This window comes from Azoarcus taiwanensis, from assembly GCF_012910885.1.
Classification (GTDB): Bacteria; Pseudomonadota; Gammaproteobacteria; order Burkholderiales; family Rhodocyclaceae; genus Azoarcus_F; species Azoarcus_F taiwanensis.
The window spans coordinates 1-19,270 of the sequence record NZ_WTVM01000028.1 but is presented as its reverse complement, the minus strand read 5'-3'; the positions used below and the strand labels follow the sequence as shown (position 1 = coordinate 19,270).

Here is a 19,270-nt window from a genome sequence, read left to right as displayed (position 1 = left end):
ATGAACGAAGACCTTTCCCGACTCGAAACCGCAAGCGAGCGCGAGTCCTTGCGCCGTGTGGTCATCGACCCGGTCTCACGGGTCGAGGGGCACGGCAAGGTGACACTGTTGCTGGACGAGGACGACAGCGTGCGCGAGGCGCGGCTCCACATTGTCGAGTTCCGCGGTTTCGAAGTGTTCATCCAGGGCCGGCCATACTGGGAGGTTCCGGTGATGGTGCAGCGCCTGTGCGGCATCTGCCCGGTCAGCCATCATCTGGCCGCCTCCAAGGCGCTCGATCATGTCGTAGGCGGAGTGCCGTTGACCGCCAGCGCTGAAAAGCTGCGCCGGCTGATGCACTACGGGCAGATCCTCCAATCGCATGCGCTGCACTTTTTCCACCTCTCGTCGCCCGATCTGCTGTTCGGATTCGAAAGTGACGTCGGTCGGCGCAACATCGTCGGGGTGGCCGAGGCGCATCCCGAGATCGCACGCCAGGGCGTGCTTCTTCGCAAGTTCGGCCAGGAGGTGATCCGCGCCACGGCGGGCAAACGCATTCACGGCACCGGGGCGGTGCCGGGCGGCATGAACCGCCATCTGTCGGTGGCCGACCACCAGTTGCTCAAGGCGGAGATCGCGCAGGTGGTGGAGTGGTCGCGCGCCGCGGTGGAGCTCGTGAAGCGCCTGCATCGTGCTGATCCGCTTCTGTATGACGAGTTCGCCTGCTTCGATTCGGGCTTCATGAGCATCGTGCGTGACGACGGGGCCATGGACCTCTATCACGGTCATCTGCGCTTTCGCGATGCCGAGGGAAGAATCATCCGTGACCGGGTCGCGGAGGCGGACTATCGGTCGGTGATCTGCGAGCAGGTCAAGCCGTGGAGCTACATGAAGTTTCCCTATCTGCGGGAGCTCGGCCCGGATGCGGGATGGTACAAGGTCGGCCCACTTGCACGGGTGCAGAACTGCGACTTCATCCCGACGATCTTCGCCGAAGCTGAAAGGCGCGAGTTTCTCGCGCATGGCGAAGGTCGTCCTGTTCAGGCGACGCTGGCTTACCACTGGGCACGCATGATCGAAATGCTGCATGCTGCCGAAGTGATCCGCGAATTGCTCGACGACCCGGATCTGTTGGCCGGCGAGAGAATGTCCGAGGGCGCGCGCGGTCGCGAGGGGGTGGGCATCATCGAGGCCCCGCGCGGCACTCTGATTCATCACTACCAGGTCGATGACGACGATCTGGTGAGTATGTGCAACCTGATCGTGTCGACGACCCACAACAATCAGGCCATGAACACCGCGATCCGAGCGGTGGCGAACCGCTACCTGAGCGGGCGCAAGCTGACCGAGGGTTTGCTCAACCACATCGAGGTCGCGATCCGCGCGTTCGACCCATGTCTGTCGTGTGCGACCCATGCGCTGGGCCAGATGCCGCTGGTGCTCGAACTCGAGTCGGCAGACGGAGCGACGCTCGACCGTCTGGTGCGCGATTGAGCGAGCCGCGCTCGGTACTCGTTTTTGGCATCGGCAATCCCGCCCGCGGTGACGATGCGCTCGGCGTGCGATTGATCGAGCGGATGCGTGCGCATTGTCCTGCGGTCGAGGTGCTGGAGGTTTTCCAGCTGCAGGTCGAGCATGCGCTCGACCTTTGCGGGGTCGATCTGGTGCTTTTTTGCGATGCCGCAGTCGGTCTGAAGCAGAGCTGCGAGCTCCGCGAGATCGAGCCGGGAGCGTCCAGGCTCGCGTTCAGTCACGCAATGTCTCCGCAGGCGGTGCTCGACGTGTTCGAGCGTATTCATGGTTACACGCCGCCACCTGCTTTTTTGCTTGCCATGCGTGCCGACAGCATGGGTTTGGGCGAAACACTCTCGTCCGTCGGCGAGCAATCCCTGGAGTCCGCCTGGACGGTTGCGAGGCGTCTCTGCGCTGAACCGAGCGTCGCGGTTTGGCGTCGCTATGCCGCCGCCGGGCTCAACTCCCCCTGAGCCCCGAGAACAGGATTTGCAGGTAGGCGGTGAGGTTGAGTTCCACCGCTGCCCGCATTTCTCCGAAGCTGTCAGCCCGGAGCCCGATCGCTGCCCATATCGCTGGCGATATGCTTTGAGCGGCGTCCTCACTGGTTTCGCCGTTGCGCTCGGCCTCCACGATGCGGTCGGCGATCAGCACCATCGAGGCTTCCAGGGCAAATTCGCCCGCCAGACGCGGATTGAGTTGAGCCCCGACGATTTCGGCAAAGCAGGCGGGGAGCTGCCACTGAGCGCACAAGGCCGCGCCTACTTCGGCGAAATCGCAGCCTACGATGTCGCGTTCGCTCTCCGCCAGACTGCGGCCGCTTGCCTCTGCGTGTGTGCGGGCTTCGTCCGCGAGTTGCGGCACGGTCTGGTACATCACGAGATGTCCGATATCCGCAAGCAGCCCGACGACGAGCATTCGCTCGGCCGTGGGCTGATCGCTGAGACGTGCGATTTCCCGTGCTGCGATACCCCGCATCACGCTGTCACGCCAAAAGCGCGTCATGTCCATGTGCGACGGATGCATGCCGGCGAAAACCGAGCCCAGGGACATGGCAAGCACCATGTCATGAACCTGCTGCAGACCGAGCAGGGTCACCGCGCGGTGCAGTGAGTCGATCTTGCCGCCATAGCCGTAGAGGGCGCTGTTCACCACCTTGAGAAGCCTTGCGGCAAGCGCGGGATCAGCACCTATGACTTCGGATACCTCGGTCAAGGATCCGTCGGGTGCATCAATGACCTCGCGGATGCGTGTGTATACCGACGGCAGCGATGTCAAAGCCTGGATCTGGCTGACGAGTTCCTGGGCTGAGTGCATGGGAGGATCCTGGACGTTGATGGGTCATTATCAACGATGATTGCTGTGGCGTGAACCACGGCCGACTTGTCATGGGTCGAGGCAGCGTGCAATCTTCGAGGACATGTGCAGCGTGGTACTGGGAGGTTTGCATGCGAATCCTGACCTGGAACATTCAGTGGGGCCGCGGTGCCGACGGTCGGGTAGCGCTCGGTCGCACCATCGATTTCTTGAAGCAGGCAGGCGAGTTTGATGCGATCTGCCTCCAGGAAGTGGCGAGCAATGTGCGCGGGATGCCGGGTGGTGATTGCGCCGATCAGCCCGCCGAACTGGCCGAGGCGTTTACCGGGTGGGCCGCGATCTATGCGCCCGGGGTGGATGTGCCCGATGGTGCCGGTGGTCGTTCACGCTTCGGCAACCTCTTGTTATCGCGTCATCCGGTGGAGCAGGTTTGCCGCCATATGTTGCCCATGCCGGCGGATGCTTCCGTCCCGGGGATGCGGCGAAGCTGTGTTGAAGTGGTCATCGAGGGCGGGGAGGGACCGATCCGCTTGCTTACCGCGCATCTCGAGTACTACTCGGCGGTGCAACGCGCTGCCCAGGTCCGTGCGCTGCGCGAGCTTCAGGCAGAGGCCGTTGGTTTTGAGTGCGGGGAACCGAAGGCGAACAAGGAGTCCAACCCGGTGTTTGCGAAACGAAGCCGACCCGCGCGTGCTGTGCTGTGCGGGGATTTCAACTTCGAGCCACACTCTGTCGATTACAAGGCCATGTCTGCGCCGGGCTCCCAGCCGGGTGCAGGCTGGCGCGACGCATGGGCAGCCTGTTACGGCTCGCGGCCACACGATGCGACTGTCGGACTGCATGGGGCGGAGTGGCCGGACCGCCCGTATTGTTGTGACTACTTCTGGATCAGCGAGGATCTCGCGGACAGCGTAACCGCCGTTCGGGTGCTGCCCGAGACGAATGCATCAGACCATCAGCCCGTGCTGCTCGAGCTGAGTCTCTCAGGTCAGTCCCAAGGGCTGACAAGCTCCTAAGGCAGGGGCTCGAGCAATTCCCGGTAGGCGTGCCATGTCGCATGACCGATGATCGGCATCAAGAGAACCAGGCCGAGATGAAAGGTCAGAAAGCCAATGATCGTGAGCGACACGAGCAGCACCGCCCACAGCAGCATCGTGCCAGGGTTGCGAAACAGTACGCCGATGCTGCCGAGCATCGACGAGATGGCGTCCTGATTGCGGTCCAGCATCAGTGGAATCGAAACGATGCTGACGCCGAAAGCAATGCTCGCAAAGACGAAGCCGACGCCGAAATACACCGCAAGGAAGTCGAGGTTCTCGAGCCTTACGACTTGCGACAGAAATCCGGAGAGATTGGGCACTTCGTTGCTGTAGAAGAGTGCGAATATCACCAGCGATGCGCGCGCCCAAACCAGGAACACGACGCCGAGCACGACAGCGAAGATGCCGATATTTCCTGCATTTCTGCGCCATACTGTCAACGTGGGAGCGAGTGAGCAATTTTCACCGAGCTCTCGTCGTCGGCTTATCTCGTACAAGCCCATCGCAAGAAAGGGACCCAGCAAGAGAAAGCCCGACGTTACCGCCATCGTGTACTCATAGGCGTGCTCGAACACCATCGTCACCAGTAAGCCCATGCCGGCGAAACAGAAGCCGTAGAACAGACTGGGGATCGGGCAGGACTTGAAGTCCGAGAGTCCGCGGGCCAACCATCGAAACGGTGCGCCGAGCCTGGCGTCACGCGCCTTTGGGAAGGGTAGACCTGGGTCTTCCGGATTGTTGTTTTCCGATTGCTGCGTCATGTGTCTCTCCGTTATCTGTTCTTATGAGTGCAGCCAGCGTGGCAATATTGGTTTTGCTCATCGCGTCGATATGGTGTCAGCTTCGGTTCGTCAGTCTGATAGTGTGATCGACTCCTTGATGGCGTGGGTGAGGGCGACAGGTTGCTCGGACATCATCGAATGTCCAGCCCCCTCCAGCGTGATGGTGGGAACATTGAAGCCATTTGCGGCAAGCGCGTCGCGCAAGCCGACGGCAGCCTTGGGCGGGGTCATGCGATCGAGTGCGCCGCAGATGAGGGTGCTCCGGCACGACACGCGTGCGGCAGCCTCCAATCCACCGGTGTAGGTGTCGCAGGCCTTGAGGTCGTTCGCGAGTACGCCGTGCCGCTGGCGACGCATCAGCGCTAGGTTTGCTTCGCGCAGTGGGTTTGCGGGATCGGGGTCGCCGGCCGGTGGTGCGAACGACCACTTGTTGATCAGTGCATGCGCTTTGTCCGGTTCATCCATGGCTGCCTGAAGCAAGGCAGGTGCGACCGGCATCGGATAGGCAGTGCCGACGAGAATCAGCGAGTTGAACAGTTCAGGTGCCCGGGCGCAGGCCTCCAGAGCAACCAGCGAACCCATGCTGTGTCCGGCAATGGCGGTGGTGCCCCAGCCGTCGGCGCGGAGCAGTTCGGCCAGCCACGTGGCCATGGATTCGATGTCCGGCAGGGCTGCCGCGGTGCAAGCGCCGTGACCCGGCAGACTCGGAGCGAGAACCTCGAAGCCTTCGGCGCGCAGCGCAGCGGCTTGAAGATCCCAGACGCTTCCGTCGTGCCCAGCGCCATGAATCAGTACGATGCGGTTCGTCATTGGGCTTCCCGGGTTGGCAGGGCGTCTTTCTTGGAGGAGCGTGTCATGCGAGATCGTCAGGTTCCAACATTTGCTCAAGGATACGAATCCTGTCCTTGAGCAAGAGTTTGCGTTTCTTGAGGCGTCGAATGAAAAGGTCGTCCTGAAGCTGGATCCGCAGCATTTGATCGATCGCAGCATCGAGGTCGCGGTGCTCGGAGCGCAGTGCGTCCAGTCTGGCCTGCAAGTCGTCGGTCAATTCGGATGCCTCGGTCATTTCGGGTCCTGCGGGCTGCGGGCGGATGTCGGCATCTATGTTATGCGCTAAGGCTTGGTGGTGACAACCGCGGCGCTGGCTCGATCATGGTCGGGGGCGGCGGTCGGGGCAAAATCCCTTGAAAACCCGACCCGTCGACCCGATATCGTGTACATGACATGGAGGGATTCGCCATGAATGTCGTGTTCAACAACCCAATGGCCTATGTGGTCGACTACCCGGGAATCGATGCCGTCGAGCTGATCGACAAGCGTTGTGGCCGGGGGGTGCTGATGCGGGACGATACTGCGCGCAGGTTTCGCCGTGAGCTTGAGGACTGGTCGCACGCTCAGGACCCGGAGGCATTCGAGGTGCTGCTGGAGCACTATGGCGCCTTGCTCACGCAACCGGCGGTTTATCATTAGAGCCGTTTCAGCTTGCGGATGAACGGTCAATGAGCAAAGCCTTCGTCAAGGAACAGGACGGCGATGAGGAAGACGGCGAGGACTTGTCCGCGCCTCGTCTTCCCGTTGGCAGCAAGAATTACATGACCCGGCGAGGGTACGAGTGTCTGCGCAAGGAGCTCGACCAACTGGTGCGCTTCGAGCGGCCCAAACTGGTTGAAACCGTCGCATGGGCGGCGGGCAATGGCGACCGGTCGGAAAACGGCGACTACATCTATGGCAAGAAGCGACTGCGCGAGATCGATCGACGCATCCGCTTTCTCATCAAGCGCATCGAGAGTGCCGAGGTGGTAGACCCCGAAGCGCAGCAAGGCATGGAGCAGGTGTTCTTTGGTGCTACGGTCACCATAGAGGATGTGGCCAGCGGCGAATCCGGCACCTGGCAGATCGTCGGCGTGGATGAGGCCGATGTGTCCTGCGGACGCATCAGCTGGATCGCCCCGCTGGCCAGGGCGCTGTTCAAGGCCCGCGAGGGAGACGTTGTGCGCTTCAACAGCCCGGCCGGGGTGCGTGAGGTGGAGGTCGTGGAGATTCTGTACTCCTAGGCGGCAACCGTAATTGAGCGATCTTCGCGACCCGGAAAACGAGGCTGGAACCGCTCGCGGCCGCGTGGCCAGTGGTTCATGCAGCTGAAACGCGGGCGAATGGAGAGCAACTGTCGTGCTGGTGGAGCATGGGCGGCCTTCTTGTGCCGCCCATTGAAGCGAGTGTCATCAAACAAATTTCTGGGACACTTACTCAAGTTTCGGCAAATTTTGTCGAAAAGCAAAGCGGCGGGTAAGCCGTTCTTGCAATAATCATAGTGCCACCAAGGCTGGAGATTCTCATGTCGCTCAAATCGATGACAGTCATGCATCGCATCACGCTTGTCATGGTGATCGCGTTGTTGGGCATGTTGGCTCTGTCGTCGGTCGCGCTCTACCAATATCGAGCGCAGATGATCGAGGATTACCAACGCACAGTGCGCAGTCTGGTGGATGTGGCCCACCACACGATCGATCATTATCACAAGCTCGAGCGGGCGGGCACGATGACCCGCGAAGCGGCGCAGGAAGCAGCGAAGGCTGTATTGCGCAACGTGCGCTACGACGGTGTCGAGTATTTCTGGATCAACGATTCCGGTCCGGTAATTGTCATGCATCCGATCCGCCCTGATCTCGAGGGGCAGAACCTCGGCGGGATGCAGGATCCCACGGGCAAGTATCTCTTCCGCGAGTTCGTGCAGGTCGCACAGAGCAAGGGTGCCGGCTTTGTGAATTACATGTGGCCGAAACCGGGTGCGACCGAACCGCAGCCGAAGATTTCCTACGTGAAGCTGTTTGCCGAATGGGACTGGATCGTGGGCACCGGCGTCTATTCTGACGATATCGGCACTGCATTCATGAAGCATCTTGTCCAGTTCGCGATCTTCGTCTTCGTCATTCTCGTCATCCTGGTTCTTGTCGGCGTGCGTGTCGTCAAGAGCGTCACCGGCGAATTGGGCGGGGAACCGGGGTATGCAGCGGAATTGATGCGAAAAGTGGCGGCGGGCGACCTCACCGTGGATGTGGGCGTACCGAAAGGTGCCCAGAACAGCTTGCTGGCGGCGCTATCGCAAATGGTCTCCAGCCTGCGCAAGATGGTAGGGGAAATTGGTGGTAATGCCACGCAGCTCGCCGGTAACTCAAGGGAGATCTCTTCCTTGTCGCAGGATGTATCGGCTGCGGCCCGTCGCCAGTCCGATGCGACATCGTCGATCGCCGCATCGGTCGAGGAGATGACGGTGAGCGTTGCCGAGATCTCGGAGAATGCGAGGGAGACGCGCGAGAATTCGGCTCGGACCGCCCAACTGGCCAAATCGGGGGCTGATCAAGCGGATGGGGCCGCGGCTGACATGAACACCATGGCCGGTACGGTGCAGCAGACCGCGGAGAAGATTTCTTTACTGGCCAAGAGCGCCGACGAGATCGGAAGCATTGCTGGCGTCATCAAGGACATTGCAGCGCAAACCAATCTGCTCGCGCTCAATGCCGCCATCGAGGCCGCAAGAGCCGGCGAGCAGGGCCGGGGGTTTGCTGTGGTGGCCGACGAGGTTCGTGGCCTTGCGGAGCGCACCGCCAAGGCGACAGTGCAGATCGAGGAAATGATCGGCGGCATCCAGGGTGAGACGAAGGAGTCCGTCCAGTTCATGTCGAAGGTGGCGCAACAGGTCGAGCATGGCGCTGCGCTGGTCAATTCGGTGACGGTGTCCTTGCGAGAGATACGCGAAGGAAACAACCAGGCGCTCGAGAGAATGGATCAGATGGCGCACGCAACGAGCGAACAGACCGTAGCATCGACCACCATCGCGCAAGAGGTCGAGCAGATCGCCCGCATGGTTGAGGATACAAGCAGTTCGATGCAGGCTGCGGCGAAGGCTGCTGCGGACCTCGAGGCGCTGTCCGAGAATCTCCAGTCGATGGTGACCCGCTTCCGGTACTGACGATCGTTGGGCTGCAGGGGTTGAAATAAGCGGTTCGCGCTCCCATATGTAGCTCCGTTGATTTGTACAACGGAGCGCCATCAATGTCTGAAGTCCACACCGAGAAGTCACAAACCCTGAATTTTCAGGCTGAGGTGAAGCAACTGCTTCACCTCATGATTCATTCGCTGTACTCGAACCGGGAGATCTTTCTTCGAGAGCTGATCTCGAACGCCTCGGACGCGTGCGACAAATTGCGTTTCGAGGCGCTCGACAAGCCGGAACTCTTCGAAGGTCAGGGCGAACTGGCGATCCGTGTGGGTTTCGACAAGAGTGCCCGCACGATCACCGTCAGCGACAACGGCATCGGGATGAGCCGCGATGAGGTGATCGCTCACCTCGGCACCATCGCGAAATCGGGTACGCGTGAGTTCTTCAGTCAGCTCACCGGCGATCAGCGCAAGGACGCGAATCTGATCGGTCAGTTCGGTGTCGGGTTCTACTCCGCCTTCATCGTTGCGGACAAGGTCACCGTCACGACTCGTCGCGCCGGTTTGAACGAGTCGGAAGGTGTGCGCTGGGAGTGCGCGATGTCCGGCGACGCGGCTGGCGAGTACATGGTCGAAACCGTCGAGCGCCCGCTGCGCGGCACCGAGATCGTGCTTCACCTCAGGGAAGATCAGGACGACTTGCTCTCGGGCTGGCAGTTGCGTGGCCTGATCCGCAAGTACTCGGACCACATCGTCCAGCCCATCCTCATGAAGAAGGAGGAGTGGGACCAGGACAAGGGCGAGCAGGTCACGACCGAAGAAGACGAAACCGTCAATCAGGCCAGCGCGCTGTGGGCGAAATCCAAGAACGACATCTCGGAAGACGACTACAAAGCCTTCTACAAGCATGTCGGGCACGACTTCGACGAGCCGCTGGCATGGACCCATAGTCGCGTCGAGGGCCGTCACGAGTACACCCAGTTGCTGTACGTTCCCAAGCACGCGCCTTTCGATTTGTGGGACCGCAACGCGCGCCACGGCATCAAGCTCTACGTCAAGCGCGTGTTCATCATGGACGACGCCGAAAAGCTGATGCCGACTTATCTGCGCTTCGTGCGTGGCGTGGTCGATTCTGCGGACCTGCCGCTGAATGTGTCGCGCGAGATTCTGCAGGAGAGCAAGGACATCGAAACGATCCGGGCCGGCTGCACGAAGAAGGTGCTGGGCTTGCTCGCCGACCTGGCCGAGAACGACCAGGAGAAGTACGCGATCTTCTGGAAGGCTTTCGGGTCGGTACTCAAGGAAGGCGTCGGTGAGGACTTTGCCAATAAGGAGAAGATCGCTGGCCTGCTGCGTTTCGCCTCGACTCGGGCCGACACTGCGGACGAAACCGTGTCTCTCGCCGACTACATTGCGCGGATGAAAGAAGGGCAAGAGAAGATCTACTACGTTACCGCCGAGTCCTTCAACGCTGCCAAGAACAGCCCGCATCTCGAGATCTTCAGGAAGAAAGGCATCGAGGTATTGTTGCTGTCAGACCGGGTGGACGAGTGGGTGATCGGTCATCTGACGGAGTTCGACGGCAAGTCGCTGCAATCAGTCGCCAAGGGCGGTCTGGATCTCGGAGGGCTCGAGGACGAGGAAGAGAAGAAGGAAGCCGAGAAGGCCGCTGATGAGTTCAAGGATCTGGTCGAGCGCATGAAGTCCAGCCTGGGTGATCGGGTCAAGGATGTCCGTGTCACCCACCGCTTGACTGACTCGCCTGCATGTCTCGTCGCCGACGAGCAGGACATGGGGATGAACCTGGCACGCATGCTCAAGGCAGCCGGTCAGAAGGCGCCCGAGAGCAAGCCGATTCTGGAGGTGAACCCCACGCATCCGGCAGTGCTTCGCCTCAAGTCGGAGGAAACCAGCTTCGACGACTGGTCGGCGGTGCTGTTCGATCAGGCGCTGCTCGCCGAGGGTGGCACGCTCGACGACCCGGCAAGTTTCGTGCGCCGTATCAATCAGCTCATGCTCGCGATGAGCGGTAACTGAGCGAGCCCACGAACGTGACCGCGACGATACTCGTCGCGGTCACGAGCCCTGGGAAGGCTTCCCGCTTGTCGATGGCTCAGACCCGCTGCCGGGGGAGACGCTCCTTTCTGCGCTGTTTTCAAGTGGCACCGTTGGCGCCTGAGTGTTGGTCTCTGTTGCTGTCGTCACTGCCTTCGCGTCCGGAAAGGGCATGACCGTCTGGAGTTCGCCTTCGCGACGCGATTTGCTTTGTCGCGCAGCCCGTTCGCGCTGCACATCCTCTTCTGCGCGCCGGAGTGTGGGATAGGCAAGCGCCTGGTACAAAGGCACCGGAGACACCGAACGGGATATGCCGTGCGCGATGACGGCAGTCGCCATCAGAGGGAGAAGCATCTGATGGTTGGCAGTCATCTCCATGACGATGACGAAGGAGGTGATTGGCGTCTGGGTCATCGCCGCGAGAAACGCCACCATACCGAGCGTGAGGATTGCGGCGCTTTGCTCAGGTGGCAGGACGAGCGCGATGTTTGCGCCCAGGCCGGCGCCGACCGCCAGTGAAGGCGCGAAGATGCCGCCGGGAATGCGGCTCAGGAAAGCGAACCAGATCACCAGCATTTTGGCGAGCACGAAGTAAAACGGCAGTTGCGTGCTGCCCTCCAGTGCCGCCTTGGTTTCATCGTATCCGGTGCCGTAAGTGAGACCGCCGGTCGCGAGGCCCACGATCGCGGTGCCGAGACCGCAGCCGGCTGCGAACAGTATCGGTCGGTTCATCGACAGGGCGCCGAGCTTGCCAGGCAGGCCGCGCGACGAGGCGATCAGGCCGCGCGCGAACAGACCGCCGAACAGACCGCCGGCGATGCCGCAGGCGAGTACCGGCCAGATCCCTCCGGGCCAGTCGAGTGACGCCGGACTGCGACCGAAGTAAGTGTAGGTGCCAAGCACGCCCAGCGACATGAGACCTGCGAAGATGACCGAGGTCAGCGTCGTGCTGTTGGCCTGGAAGGCCCGGTAGCGGCACATTTCCTCAATGGCGAACATGATGCCGCCCAGGGGCGTATTGAAGGCTGCCGCGATCCCGGCGCCGCTGCCGGCGACGATGAGGTCGCGTGGTGAGGCGATACGGTTCTTACGCCGACTGGCGAGCATGTGCATGATCGATGCGCCGACTTGCACGGACGGCCCCTCACGTCCGATCGATCCGCCTGAGAGTAGACCGCCCAGAGTGAGGAAGACCTTGGCGATGGCGATCTTGAATGACAGCAGCTTTCGGCGGACGCGACCGTCGTCGCTCAGTGACGCTGCAATGGCCTGTGGAACGCCGCTCCCCTGCGTTCCCGGGATAAAGCGACGCGCAATCCAGGCGATCAACGCGAAGCCGAGAGGAGCAACGAACAGGGTCAGCCAGGGGTTGGCCGACATCATCGATGCATGCGCAGAGATCGCCAGTTCTGCACTAATTGCGAACAAAATGGCGATGAGGCCTGCGAGCAACGCGGCTCCGACGAGTAAGCCACGTTTGCGCCAGCGTCGAAGCGACAGCCAGGGTAACGCGTAGCGACGACTGCCACGGCGAAAACGACGAAAGGTCTTGCTTGCTTTGATACTGTCTTTGTCCATGCCGCTGCCAGGCTGGAATGAGGGTCCGTCCGGATGTCGATGCCTGAACTCACCGGGGTGGTTCTTGATGCGGTGGTGCGTTCCAGCCCGGCGACACTACGCGTGGTTGAGATATTTCGTTACGATACGCGACACGAGTCCCGCTGTTAATGCGTTTTGCCCGTTTTCATCATTTTCTGGAGTCTTTCGTCATGCCTCGCAAGCCTGCTGTCAAGTCCGATGCTCAGCCCTTGAGCTCCGAGAAAGTGTCACCCCTGTCGGTCTTGCAGCGGTTTCGTGTCCTGATCCGCACTGCGCAGCGTCATTCGCAGTGGGTCGAGCGGCAGAGTGGGGTGACTGGTGCCCAGCTCTGGGCAATGTGCGAGCTTGCCGAGAAACCGGGTCTTCGTGTCGGTGAGTTGGCCAAACGGATGGCCCTGCATCAGTCGACCGCCTCCAATATGATCGACAAGCTTGAATCGGCAGGGCTGGTCCGCAAGGAGCGAACCTCGGCGGATCAGCGAGTGGTTTGTTTGTACCTCACTCAAGCTGGAGGATCATTGCTCGAGAGCGCCCCGTCTCCTGCCAGGGGCGTGTTGCCCGAGGCACTACGCATGCTGCCCGAGGAGGAGCTGGCGCGTCTGCAGGGCTCCCTGGATACCGTGTTGGCACAGATTCGCTACCTCGACGAAGGCTTTGGCATGCAGCCGCTGCCTTTCACCGAATAGGTCGATCGAGTTTCAGCCACCGGGATCTGACGTCGGGTAGGCCGCGGGCTCAATTGCGCTTGGAGAGGTGGCGCATTGCGCGCTCAAGGCCAGCCAGTGTCATCGGGAACATTCGATCGCCGGTGATGTTGCGGATGATTTCGATGGACTTGCGATAGGGCCACAGGCGCTCCGGTTCCGGGTTGAGCCATGCAGCGGCAGGCCAGGTGTCGAGCATTCGCCGCAACCAGGTGGCTCCGGGTTCGGTGTTCATGTGCTCGATGGAGCCATGCTGGTGAAGAATTTCGTAGGGACTCATCGTGGCGTCGCCGACGAAGATGAGCTTGTAGTCGGGTCCGTACTTGTGCATCAAGTCGGTAAGCTGCAGTCGCTCGCTGTGGCGTCGGTAACTGTCGCGCCAGACTGATTCGTAGACGCAGTTGTGAAAATAGAAGTACTCGAGGTGCTTGAATTCGCTTCGACAGGCGGAGAAGAGCTCTTCGCAAACCTTGACATGGTCGTCCATCGATCCGCCGACGTCGAGGAATAGCAGTACCTTCACCGCGTTGTGTCGCTCGGGCCTCATCATCAGGTCGAGCCAGCCGGCATTGCGTGCGGTCGCGGCGATGGTGCCGTCGAGGTCGAGCTCTTCAGCCGCACCCTCACGGGCGAATCGTCTCAGCCGACGCAGTGCGACCTTGATGTTGCGGGTACCCAGTTCGACCGAGTCGTCGAGATTCCGGTACTCGCGTTTCTCCCACACCTTGACCGCCGTGCGATTGCCCGCGGACTCCCCACCGATACGGACGCCCTCCGGGTGGTAGCCGGCGTTGCCGAACGGCGAACTGCCTCCAGTGCCAATCCATTTCGACCCGCCCTGGTGGCGACCCTTCTGCTCGGCGAGCCGCTCGCGCAACGTCTCCATGAGCTTGTCCCATCCCAGCTTTTCGAGCCTGGCCCGTGCTTCCGGATCGAGATGGCGCCTGGCCATCGCCCGCAGCCATTCTTCTGGCAACTCGGTTTCGAGGCCTGGTGTCTCGCTGACGCCGCCGAAATACGCAGCGAAGGCCTTGTCGAAACGGTCGTAATAGGTCTCGTCCTTGACCAGGCACAGCCGCGCAAAATGATAGAAATCGTCGATCGATGGGCCGCAAACCCGCTCTCGCAGACCCTGCAAAAGCGTGAGGAACTCGCGGGTGGAAACCGGCAAGCCCGAGTCTTTCAGATGGAGAAAGAAATCGATCAACATCTCTGTCTAATGGTACTTGCGAGCATGGCGACGCAGCCTCAACGGTGTTTGCGCGCCATCGCGACAAGCCGCTCGTACAGATGCATGTCCTGCTCGTTCTTCAGAAGCGCACCGGCCAGAGGCGGCATGACCTCGGCACCGTCGGCAGCCCGAAGCGCCTCGGGTGGAATATCCTCGGCGAGGATCAACCGGAGCCAGTCGATCAGCTCCGAGGTAGAAGGCTTTTTCTTCAGTCCCGGGATGTCCCTGAGACCGAAGAACACCTCAAGCGCCTCACTCAACAATGCCTCCCGTATGCCCGGGAAATGCACGTCGACGATCTGCTTCATCGTGTCACGGTCGGGAAAGCGGATGTAGTGAAAGAAACACCGTCTGAGAAAGGCATCTGGCAGTTCTTTCTCGTTGTTCGACGTGATGAATACGATCGGGCGATGCGTCGCGCGCACGGTTTGCCGGGTTTCGTAGACATGAAACTCCATGCGGTCGAGCTCGCGCAGCAAGTCGTTTGGAAACTCGATGTCGGCCTTGTCGATCTCGTCTATCAACACCACGGTTGGGCGGGGCGATTCGAAGGCCTGCCAGAGTACCCCCTTGACGATGTAGTTCGAGATGTCGCGCACACGGTTGTCGCCCAGCTGTGAATCACGCAGGCGTGAGACCGCGTCGTATTCGTAGAGTCCTTGTTGTGCCTTGGTGGTGGATTTGATGTGCCATTGGAGCAGATCGAGGCCAAGCGCGGAGGCGACCTCTTCGGCGAGCAGGGTCTTGCCGGTGCCCGGCTCGCCCTTGATCAGCAGTGGTCGCTGAAGACTGATGGCAGCGTTGACCGCAAGCGTGAGATCGGCGGTGGCGACATAGTTCTCCGAACCTTCGAAGCGCATGGAAACTGATCCTGTTGGGTAACCCGGTCGATTATATGCGCCTGCGCAGGTTGTACTGCATGAAGAAGAACAGTTTGCATTAGCCTGCACAAGCAACGTAGAATTTTTCTCGTCGTATCAACCCCCCGAACATAATTCCAACAGAGGAGACGACATGGAGGGACGACGTATCCTGTTTGCCGCGGGCATTCTTGCCCTGGCAAGCGGAGGAGCTTGGGCGCTTGAGGGCGATCCCGAGCGCGCTGAGCAGCATCTATCGGCCTGTATAGGCTGTCACGGCATACCGGGTTATCGCACCGCGTTCCCGTCTGTGTATTCGGTGCCAAAACTTGGCGGGCAGCACGAGGCTTACCTGGTCAAGGCGCTGCAAGCGTACCGAGACGGCACACGAAGCCACCCGAGCATGCAGGCGATCGCAGCAAGTCTGAGCGACCAGGACATGGCGGATCTTGCGGCCTACTATGCCAGATCGGAAGGAGGGCGCTGAACATGCATAAGCGTCACTTGATAGTTCTGGGCCTTAGTGCCGTCAGCCTTGTTTTTTCGTCTGCCGCCCTGGCCTGGAACGCCGAACGTGGACAGTCGATCTCGCAGGTCTGCGCAGCATGTCACGGACCGACGGGGACCAGTATCGCGCCGGACTTCCCCAATATCGGCGGTCAGCACCGGGATTATCTGTACCGTGCATTGCTCGACTACAAGCTGGGTAACCGACAGGATCCGATCATGGCGGGTCAGGTCGCCGAACTGAGTCGTCAGGACATGCGAGACCTCGCAGCGTTCTATGCCGCTCAGGAGGGGCTCTACCTGAAGCGTTGAACGCGAATGGCAGAACAGCGGGTTTGTACGCCTGAGGGTGTGCAAACCCGCGCTTTCGTTCGCCCCGACGTTATGCGTCCTTAGCGCGGCTGCAGCAGCGGTGGTGCCGGGCAGTCCAGCGCCTGACAAACCGCCCGCAACAATTCGGCCTCGCTGGCAGTGACATTGCCGTCATGCATGACTGCGGTTGCCGCGGCCTCCACGAGCTTGCGGCGGAACGGCGTGCCGGTGGCGGCAAGGTGGTCGAGGATACGATCGAGTTCGCGAGCGGAGAATCGGCGCTTGCGGTCGAACTCCCAGGGACCGTCCATGGGCGCGACGACTACCGCGGCGTCGAATGCAGCCGCGGCATGGTCGCCGTCTTCTTGTCCGGCGTGTGCCAGCAGGGATAGCAGGGCATTTGTGTCGGACTGCAGCGTGCGCAGAGAAACGCGTGCAGTACGTTTGCGATGCGGCTCGAGGACGTCGCTCAATAGTCTGCGCATGACGTATTCGAACAGTGATGTTCGTCCGTCGGCCTTGATGAGGCGCTCGGCGGTTTCGACGACTTGCGCGCGAGCCTCGGGCGACAGCTCGACCAGTGTGGGCAGCGCAAGGTCGAACAAGGGCAGACGCACCAGTGGGTCGGCATCGCTGAGCCACTGTGCAAATGCCTCTGTCTGCTCGCGCACCGGCATGCCGAACTGCTTGCCGACTTCGTCCATCTGCTCCGGCCTGAACTTTGTGTCCGGGGAAAGCAGCAGCGCGAAAACGAGCGCACGCGCGCCGCCGGTCTGGTGTGCAGCCGCGAGTATGTGCTGCGGCAGACTTGCAAGCAGGTCATGCCCGATAGCGACATGTGTCGGTTGCGGATCGCCCACCGCCTCGACGAAATGGTGTGGCGAGAAACCTCTCACAAGGCCCTCGTTGCTTTCAGGGGCGCTGAACGACTCTGTCGCTACGGCTTGCGCGACGGCTGTCTGCTCGTCGAATGAAGGATCGATGCGCTTGATGCGTTGCCCGAGGGGTGGGTGTGTCGCGAGCAGCCTGGAGAAGCTTGCGCTGCTGCCGAAGAACATGTGGCTGGCTTCTTCCGCTTTCGGGTGCTCGATGGTTGAGCCGATACCTCCGATCTTCTTGAGCGCCCCCGCGATGCCGCTGGGGTTGCGGGTGAACTGGACCGCTGCCGCGTCCGCCAGATACTCGCGCTGGCGCGACACACCGGCCTTGATGATCTTGCCGCACAACACGCCGATATAGCCGACCAATACCATCGCGATTCCGGCAATGATGATCGGCCCGGCGGATCGGTCGGAGCCGCGGGCGCTGCGCATCATCACGCGTCCGGCCAGGGTCAGCAACAGGATGCCGTTCAGCAAACCCAGCAAACGCAGGTTGAGCCGCATGTCGCCATTCAGGATGTGGCTGAACTCGTGTGCCACCACGCCCTGCAGTTCGTCACGGCTGAGTTTCTCGAGGGCGCCACGAGTCACTGCCACAACACCTTCGGAGATTCTGGCACCGGCGGCGAAAGCGTTGATGCCTTGCTCGGCATCCAGAATGTAGACCGGCGGGGCGGCGATCCCCGAGGCGATCGCCATCTCGTCGACGACGTTGATCAGACGGCGTTCGAGCCGGTCCGAGGTCGAACGGGATACCAGCCGGCCGCCGAGTTCCTCCGCGATCTTGACGCCACCGTTGCGCGACAAAGCCCAGATCTTGAAAAGCGATCCGAACAGAATCAGGCCTCCCACACCGAGCACGCAGGCAACGAACAACTCGGGTTGCCACAGCGGACGCGGTGCGAGGGCATAATCGGAGAACGTGAGGCGGCTGCCAAGCGCGAGCGCGAGATAGACCGCAGCGATGATTCCGACGACCGCGACGAGAAACCAGAAGACCAGCAGTCGGCTGCTACGTCGCGCGTTGTCCTGAGCCTGAAAGAAGTCCATGGGTGAGCCGCGCTCAGCTGCCGAAGCTCACCTTGACCGGCGCGCGGGCGCTGGTGTCGTCCATTTGCCATTGTTCGGCGTGCTTGAAACCGAAATTGTTGGCGACGATCGCGTCGGGGAAGGACTCACGCTTGATGTTATAGCCGGTGACTGCGTCGTTGAATGCCTGACGCGAGAAAGCGATGCGGTTCTCGGTGCTTGCGAGCTCTTCCTGCAGCAGGGCCATGTTCTGGTTGGCCTTGAGGTCAGGATAGGCTTCGGCGAGCGCGAAGAATCGGGTCAACATGCCACCGAGGGCTGCCTCCGCACCCATCAATTGCTTCAGCGCTGCACCGTCGGAAGGGTCGCCCTCGACCTTTCGGGCCGCGGATTGGGCTGCGTTGCGCGCCTGGACCACAGCTTCGAGGGTTTCGCGCTCGTGTGCCATGTAGCCCTTTGCCGTCTCGACGAGGTTGGGGATCAGGTCGTATCGGCGTTGCAGCTGCACGTCGATCTGTGAAAACGCGTTCTTGACCCTGTTTCGCAGGGCGACCAGACCGTTGTAGATGACGATCACGTAGAGGATGATGGCGGCGAGCACACCGAGGACGATCCAGGTAGTCATCACAGAGGTCTCCAGGAAGATTGATGTCAGAAGCGTATGCTAACCGATCCGGTGTCCGATGCGTGCGGCCCAGTCCGGTCTGATGACTTGATCAGAGCCTGCCGGCCTTGCGCAGCACGCACTCTACGTAGGCCGCGCCATCGGGCGGGCGCTGATTGCGCTGGGCGTTGAAGACGGTTTCGCCGAGACAGTCGAGCACCATATGCAATGCCTCGTGACGGTCGCCGGCTCGCAACTGGCAGCGGGCAAAAGCGGTCCTGAGTCCGGGAGGCTGGTCGATGGACAGTTGCTCCTCGATTGCGAGGTGGAGCGAAAGATGGAGAAAGGGGTTGACCGCACCGTCCTCCGGCGAGAACTCGCGTCCGATGGAATCAAGGTCGGAGAGCAGGGCGTGATACTCGGGGTGCAGCCCGATGATGTCGGCAGCCATGGTCTCGAGCGGGGTTAACGGCAGACCGTCGGCGCGTTTTCGCCAGGTCTGGATGAAGAAGTTGCGAACCTGATCTCGGGAGGGGTCGAACATGTGTCACACCGTCTTGTCGCGATAGTCGCAAAGGTCGCGCACGATGCAGTCACCGCATGCCGGCTTGCGCGCAGTGCATACATAACGTCCGTGGAGGATGAGCCAGTGGTGGGCGTCCTTGAGAAACTCCTGGGGAATGCGCCGCATGAGTGCCTTTTCGACGGCGAGCACGTCTTTGCCGGGGGCGAGGCCGGTTCGGTTCGATAGGCGAAATATGTGGGTGTCGACGGCCATTACCGGATCGCCGAAGACAGTGTTGAGGACGACGTTCGCGGTCTTGCGTCCGACACCGGGCAGCGCTTCGAGCGCAGCACGGTCATGCGGGACTTCGCCGCCGTGACGCTCGAGGAGGAGGCGTGAGAGGCTGACCGTGGT

The 19,270-nt window shown here is 61.2% G+C and carries 21 protein-coding genes; 10 read left to right on the top strand and 11 right to left on the bottom strand.

The features are described from left to right. Both GPA21_RS06625 and GPA21_RS06620 read left to right on the top strand, forming a co-directional pair. Positions 1-1,473 (top strand): Ni/Fe hydrogenase subunit alpha, encoded by a 1,473-nt coding sequence (locus GPA21_RS06625; RefSeq protein WP_168987429.1) that lies wholly within the window; start codon positions 1-3, stop codon positions 1,471-1,473. Next, positions 1,470-1,964, top strand: coding sequence for a hydrogenase maturation protease (locus GPA21_RS06620; protein ID WP_168987428.1), 495 nt, complete (start codon positions 1,470-1,472; stop codon positions 1,962-1,964). Before GPA21_RS06625 ends, GPA21_RS06620 begins: the two co-directional genes overlap by 4 nt. Here the strand turns inward: GPA21_RS06620 and GPA21_RS06615 are convergent. Then, the gene (locus GPA21_RS06615) at positions 1,951-2,808 is read right to left on the bottom strand and encodes an HDOD domain-containing protein (protein ID WP_168987427.1); all 858 of its coding nucleotides are present in this window, start codon (positions 2,806-2,808) and stop codon (positions 1,951-1,953) included. The genes GPA21_RS06620 and GPA21_RS06615 overlap by 14 nt on opposite strands. 131 nt (positions 2,809-2,939) lie before the next feature. On the opposite strand from GPA21_RS06615, the gene GPA21_RS06610 reads away from it, so the two are divergent. Next, positions 2,940-3,824, top strand: a complete 885-nt coding sequence (locus GPA21_RS06610) for an endonuclease/exonuclease/phosphatase family protein (protein WP_168987426.1) — start codon at positions 2,940-2,942, stop codon at positions 3,822-3,824. Here GPA21_RS06610 and GPA21_RS06605 read toward each other — a convergent pair. From GPA21_RS06605 to GPA21_RS06595, 3 genes are all read right to left on the bottom strand, one after another. Then, the gene (locus tag GPA21_RS06605) at positions 3,821-4,609 is read right to left on the bottom strand and encodes a DUF2189 domain-containing protein (RefSeq protein ID WP_168987425.1); all 789 of its coding nucleotides are present in this window, start codon (positions 4,607-4,609) and stop codon (positions 3,821-3,823) included. The two genes, GPA21_RS06610 and GPA21_RS06605, sit on opposite strands and share 4 nt — an antisense overlap. A gap of 90 nt (positions 4,610-4,699) precedes the next feature. Next, entirely contained in the window at positions 4,700-5,440 is a 741-nt protein-coding gene (locus GPA21_RS06600; RefSeq protein WP_168987424.1) for an alpha/beta fold hydrolase, read from the bottom strand. A 43-nt stretch (positions 5,441-5,483) separates the two neighbouring features. Further along, complete coding sequence (locus tag GPA21_RS06595) at positions 5,484-5,696, bottom strand: DUF465 domain-containing protein (protein ID WP_168987423.1); 213 nt, start codon at positions 5,694-5,696, stop codon at positions 5,484-5,486. Positions 5,697-5,869: 173 nt separating this feature from the next. Between GPA21_RS06595 and GPA21_RS06590 the strand changes: the two genes are divergently transcribed. The 4 genes from GPA21_RS06590 (at position 5,870) to htpG (ending at position 10,606) form a co-directional block, all read left to right on the top strand. Further along, positions 5,870-6,100: a DUF3567 family protein gene (locus GPA21_RS06590; protein WP_168987422.1), complete on the top strand. Its 231-nt coding sequence runs from the start codon at positions 5,870-5,872 to the stop codon at positions 6,098-6,100. A gap of 29 nt (positions 6,101-6,129) precedes the next feature. Next, a complete protein-coding gene (gene greB / locus GPA21_RS06585) occupies positions 6,130-6,684 on the top strand; it encodes a transcription elongation factor GreB (RefSeq protein WP_168987421.1) in 555 nt (184 codons plus the stop codon). A gap of 281 nt (positions 6,685-6,965) precedes the next feature. After that, entirely contained in the window at positions 6,966-8,600 is a 1,635-nt protein-coding gene (locus GPA21_RS06580) for a methyl-accepting chemotaxis protein (protein ID WP_168987420.1), read from the top strand. Between the two features lie 83 nt (positions 8,601-8,683). Continuing rightward, entirely contained in the window at positions 8,684-10,606 is a 1,923-nt protein-coding gene (gene htpG, locus GPA21_RS06575; RefSeq protein WP_168987419.1) for a molecular chaperone HtpG, read from the top strand. A 39-nt stretch (positions 10,607-10,645) separates the two neighbouring features. Here the strand turns inward: htpG and GPA21_RS06570 are convergent, their stop codons facing one another. Next, the gene (locus tag GPA21_RS06570; RefSeq protein ID WP_168987418.1) at positions 10,646-12,202 is read right to left on the bottom strand and encodes a chloride channel protein; all 1,557 of its coding nucleotides are present in this window, start codon (positions 12,200-12,202) and stop codon (positions 10,646-10,648) included. A 191-nt stretch (positions 12,203-12,393) separates the two neighbouring features. On the opposite strand from GPA21_RS06570, the gene GPA21_RS06565 reads away from it, so the two are divergent. Continuing rightward, positions 12,394-12,909: a MarR family winged helix-turn-helix transcriptional regulator gene (locus GPA21_RS06565; protein ID WP_168987417.1), complete on the top strand. Its 516-nt coding sequence runs from the start codon at positions 12,394-12,396 to the stop codon at positions 12,907-12,909. Between the two features lie 49 nt (positions 12,910-12,958). On the opposite strand, the gene GPA21_RS06560 is transcribed toward GPA21_RS06565, so the two are convergent. Both GPA21_RS06560 and GPA21_RS06555 read right to left on the bottom strand, forming a co-directional pair. Beyond that, on the bottom strand, positions 12,959-14,137 hold the full coding sequence (locus GPA21_RS06560) for a vWA domain-containing protein (protein ID WP_168987416.1): 1,179 nt from the start codon (positions 14,135-14,137) through the stop codon (positions 12,959-12,961). Positions 14,138-14,175: 38 nt separating this feature from the next. Beyond that, positions 14,176-15,018, bottom strand: coding sequence for an AAA family ATPase (locus GPA21_RS06555; protein WP_168987415.1), 843 nt, complete (start codon positions 15,016-15,018; stop codon positions 14,176-14,178). A 154-nt stretch (positions 15,019-15,172) separates the two neighbouring features. Between GPA21_RS06555 and GPA21_RS06550 the strand changes: the two genes are divergently transcribed. Continuing rightward, positions 15,173-15,505, top strand: a complete 333-nt coding sequence (locus GPA21_RS06550; RefSeq protein WP_168987414.1) for a c-type cytochrome — start codon at positions 15,173-15,175, stop codon at positions 15,503-15,505. A 2-nt stretch (positions 15,506-15,507) separates the two neighbouring features. Further along, positions 15,508-15,837, top strand: a complete 330-nt coding sequence (locus tag GPA21_RS06545; protein WP_168987413.1) for a c-type cytochrome — start codon at positions 15,508-15,510, stop codon at positions 15,835-15,837. Between the two features lie 80 nt (positions 15,838-15,917). Here GPA21_RS06545 and GPA21_RS06540 read toward each other — a convergent pair whose 3' ends face one another. From GPA21_RS06540 to GPA21_RS06525, 4 genes are all read right to left on the bottom strand, one after another. Beyond that, positions 15,918-17,768: a M48 family metallopeptidase gene (locus tag GPA21_RS06540; RefSeq protein ID WP_168987412.1), complete on the bottom strand. Its 1,851-nt coding sequence runs from the start codon at positions 17,766-17,768 to the stop codon at positions 15,918-15,920. A gap of 13 nt (positions 17,769-17,781) precedes the next feature. Next, the gene (locus GPA21_RS06535) at positions 17,782-18,372 is read right to left on the bottom strand and encodes a LemA family protein (protein WP_211163459.1); all 591 of its coding nucleotides are present in this window, start codon (positions 18,370-18,372) and stop codon (positions 17,782-17,784) included. 91 nt (positions 18,373-18,463) lie between these two features. Continuing rightward, positions 18,464-18,895 carry a DUF1841 family protein gene (locus tag GPA21_RS06530; RefSeq protein WP_168987410.1) on the bottom strand — a complete coding sequence of 144 codons (432 nt, stop codon included), beginning with the start codon at positions 18,893-18,895 and terminating at the stop codon, positions 18,464-18,466. Between the two features lie 3 nt (positions 18,896-18,898). After that, positions 18,899-19,270: endonuclease III domain-containing protein (locus GPA21_RS06525; protein ID WP_168987409.1), on the bottom strand; the 372-nt coding region annotated here is incomplete at its 5' end.

What these genes read in the sequence shown, in the direction of transcription:
- GPA21_RS06540 (WP_168987412.1), bottom strand. Translation starts at nt 17,768, where the DNA reads ATGGACTTCTTTCAGGCTCAGGACAACGCGCGACGTAGCAGCCGACTG.
- greB (WP_168987421.1), top strand. Translation starts at nt 6,130, where the DNA reads ATGAGCAAAGCCTTCGTCAAGGAACAGGACGGCGATGAGGAAGACGGC.
- GPA21_RS06605 (WP_168987425.1), bottom strand. Translation starts at nt 4,609, where the DNA reads ATGACGCAGCAATCGGAAAACAACAATCCGGAAGACCCAGGTCTACCC.
- GPA21_RS06625 (WP_168987429.1), top strand. Translation starts at nt 1, where the DNA reads ATGAACGAAGACCTTTCCCGACTCGAAACCGCAAGCGAGCGCGAGTCC.
- GPA21_RS06595 (WP_168987423.1), bottom strand. Translation starts at nt 5,696, where the DNA reads ATGACCGAGGCATCCGAATTGACCGACGACTTGCAGGCCAGACTGGAC.
- GPA21_RS06580 (WP_168987420.1), top strand. Translation starts at nt 6,966, where the DNA reads ATGTCGCTCAAATCGATGACAGTCATGCATCGCATCACGCTTGTCATG.
- GPA21_RS06530 (WP_168987410.1), bottom strand. Translation starts at nt 18,895, where the DNA reads ATGTTCGACCCCTCCCGAGATCAGGTTCGCAACTTCTTCATCCAGACC.
- GPA21_RS06560 (WP_168987416.1), bottom strand. Translation starts at nt 14,137, where the DNA reads ATGTTGATCGATTTCTTTCTCCATCTGAAAGACTCGGGCTTGCCGGTT.
- GPA21_RS06600 (WP_168987424.1), bottom strand. Translation starts at nt 5,440, where the DNA reads ATGACGAACCGCATCGTACTGATTCATGGCGCTGGGCACGACGGAAGC.
- GPA21_RS06550 (WP_168987414.1), top strand. Translation starts at nt 15,173, where the DNA reads ATGGAGGGACGACGTATCCTGTTTGCCGCGGGCATTCTTGCCCTGGCA.
- GPA21_RS06555 (WP_168987415.1), bottom strand. Translation starts at nt 15,018, where the DNA reads ATGCGCTTCGAAGGTTCGGAGAACTATGTCGCCACCGCCGATCTCACG.
- GPA21_RS06570 (WP_168987418.1), bottom strand. Translation starts at nt 12,202, where the DNA reads ATGGACAAAGACAGTATCAAAGCAAGCAAGACCTTTCGTCGTTTTCGC.
- GPA21_RS06535 (WP_211163459.1), bottom strand. Translation starts at nt 18,372, where the DNA reads ATGACTACCTGGATCGTCCTCGGTGTGCTCGCCGCCATCATCCTCTAC.
- GPA21_RS06590 (WP_168987422.1), top strand. Translation starts at nt 5,870, where the DNA reads ATGAATGTCGTGTTCAACAACCCAATGGCCTATGTGGTCGACTACCCG.
- GPA21_RS06610 (WP_168987426.1), top strand. Translation starts at nt 2,940, where the DNA reads ATGCGAATCCTGACCTGGAACATTCAGTGGGGCCGCGGTGCCGACGGT.
- htpG (WP_168987419.1), top strand. Translation starts at nt 8,684, where the DNA reads ATGTCTGAAGTCCACACCGAGAAGTCACAAACCCTGAATTTTCAGGCT.
- GPA21_RS06565 (WP_168987417.1), top strand. Translation starts at nt 12,394, where the DNA reads ATGCCTCGCAAGCCTGCTGTCAAGTCCGATGCTCAGCCCTTGAGCTCC.
- GPA21_RS06545 (WP_168987413.1), top strand. Translation starts at nt 15,508, where the DNA reads ATGCATAAGCGTCACTTGATAGTTCTGGGCCTTAGTGCCGTCAGCCTT.
- GPA21_RS06615 (WP_168987427.1), bottom strand. Translation starts at nt 2,808, where the DNA reads ATGCACTCAGCCCAGGAACTCGTCAGCCAGATCCAGGCTTTGACATCG.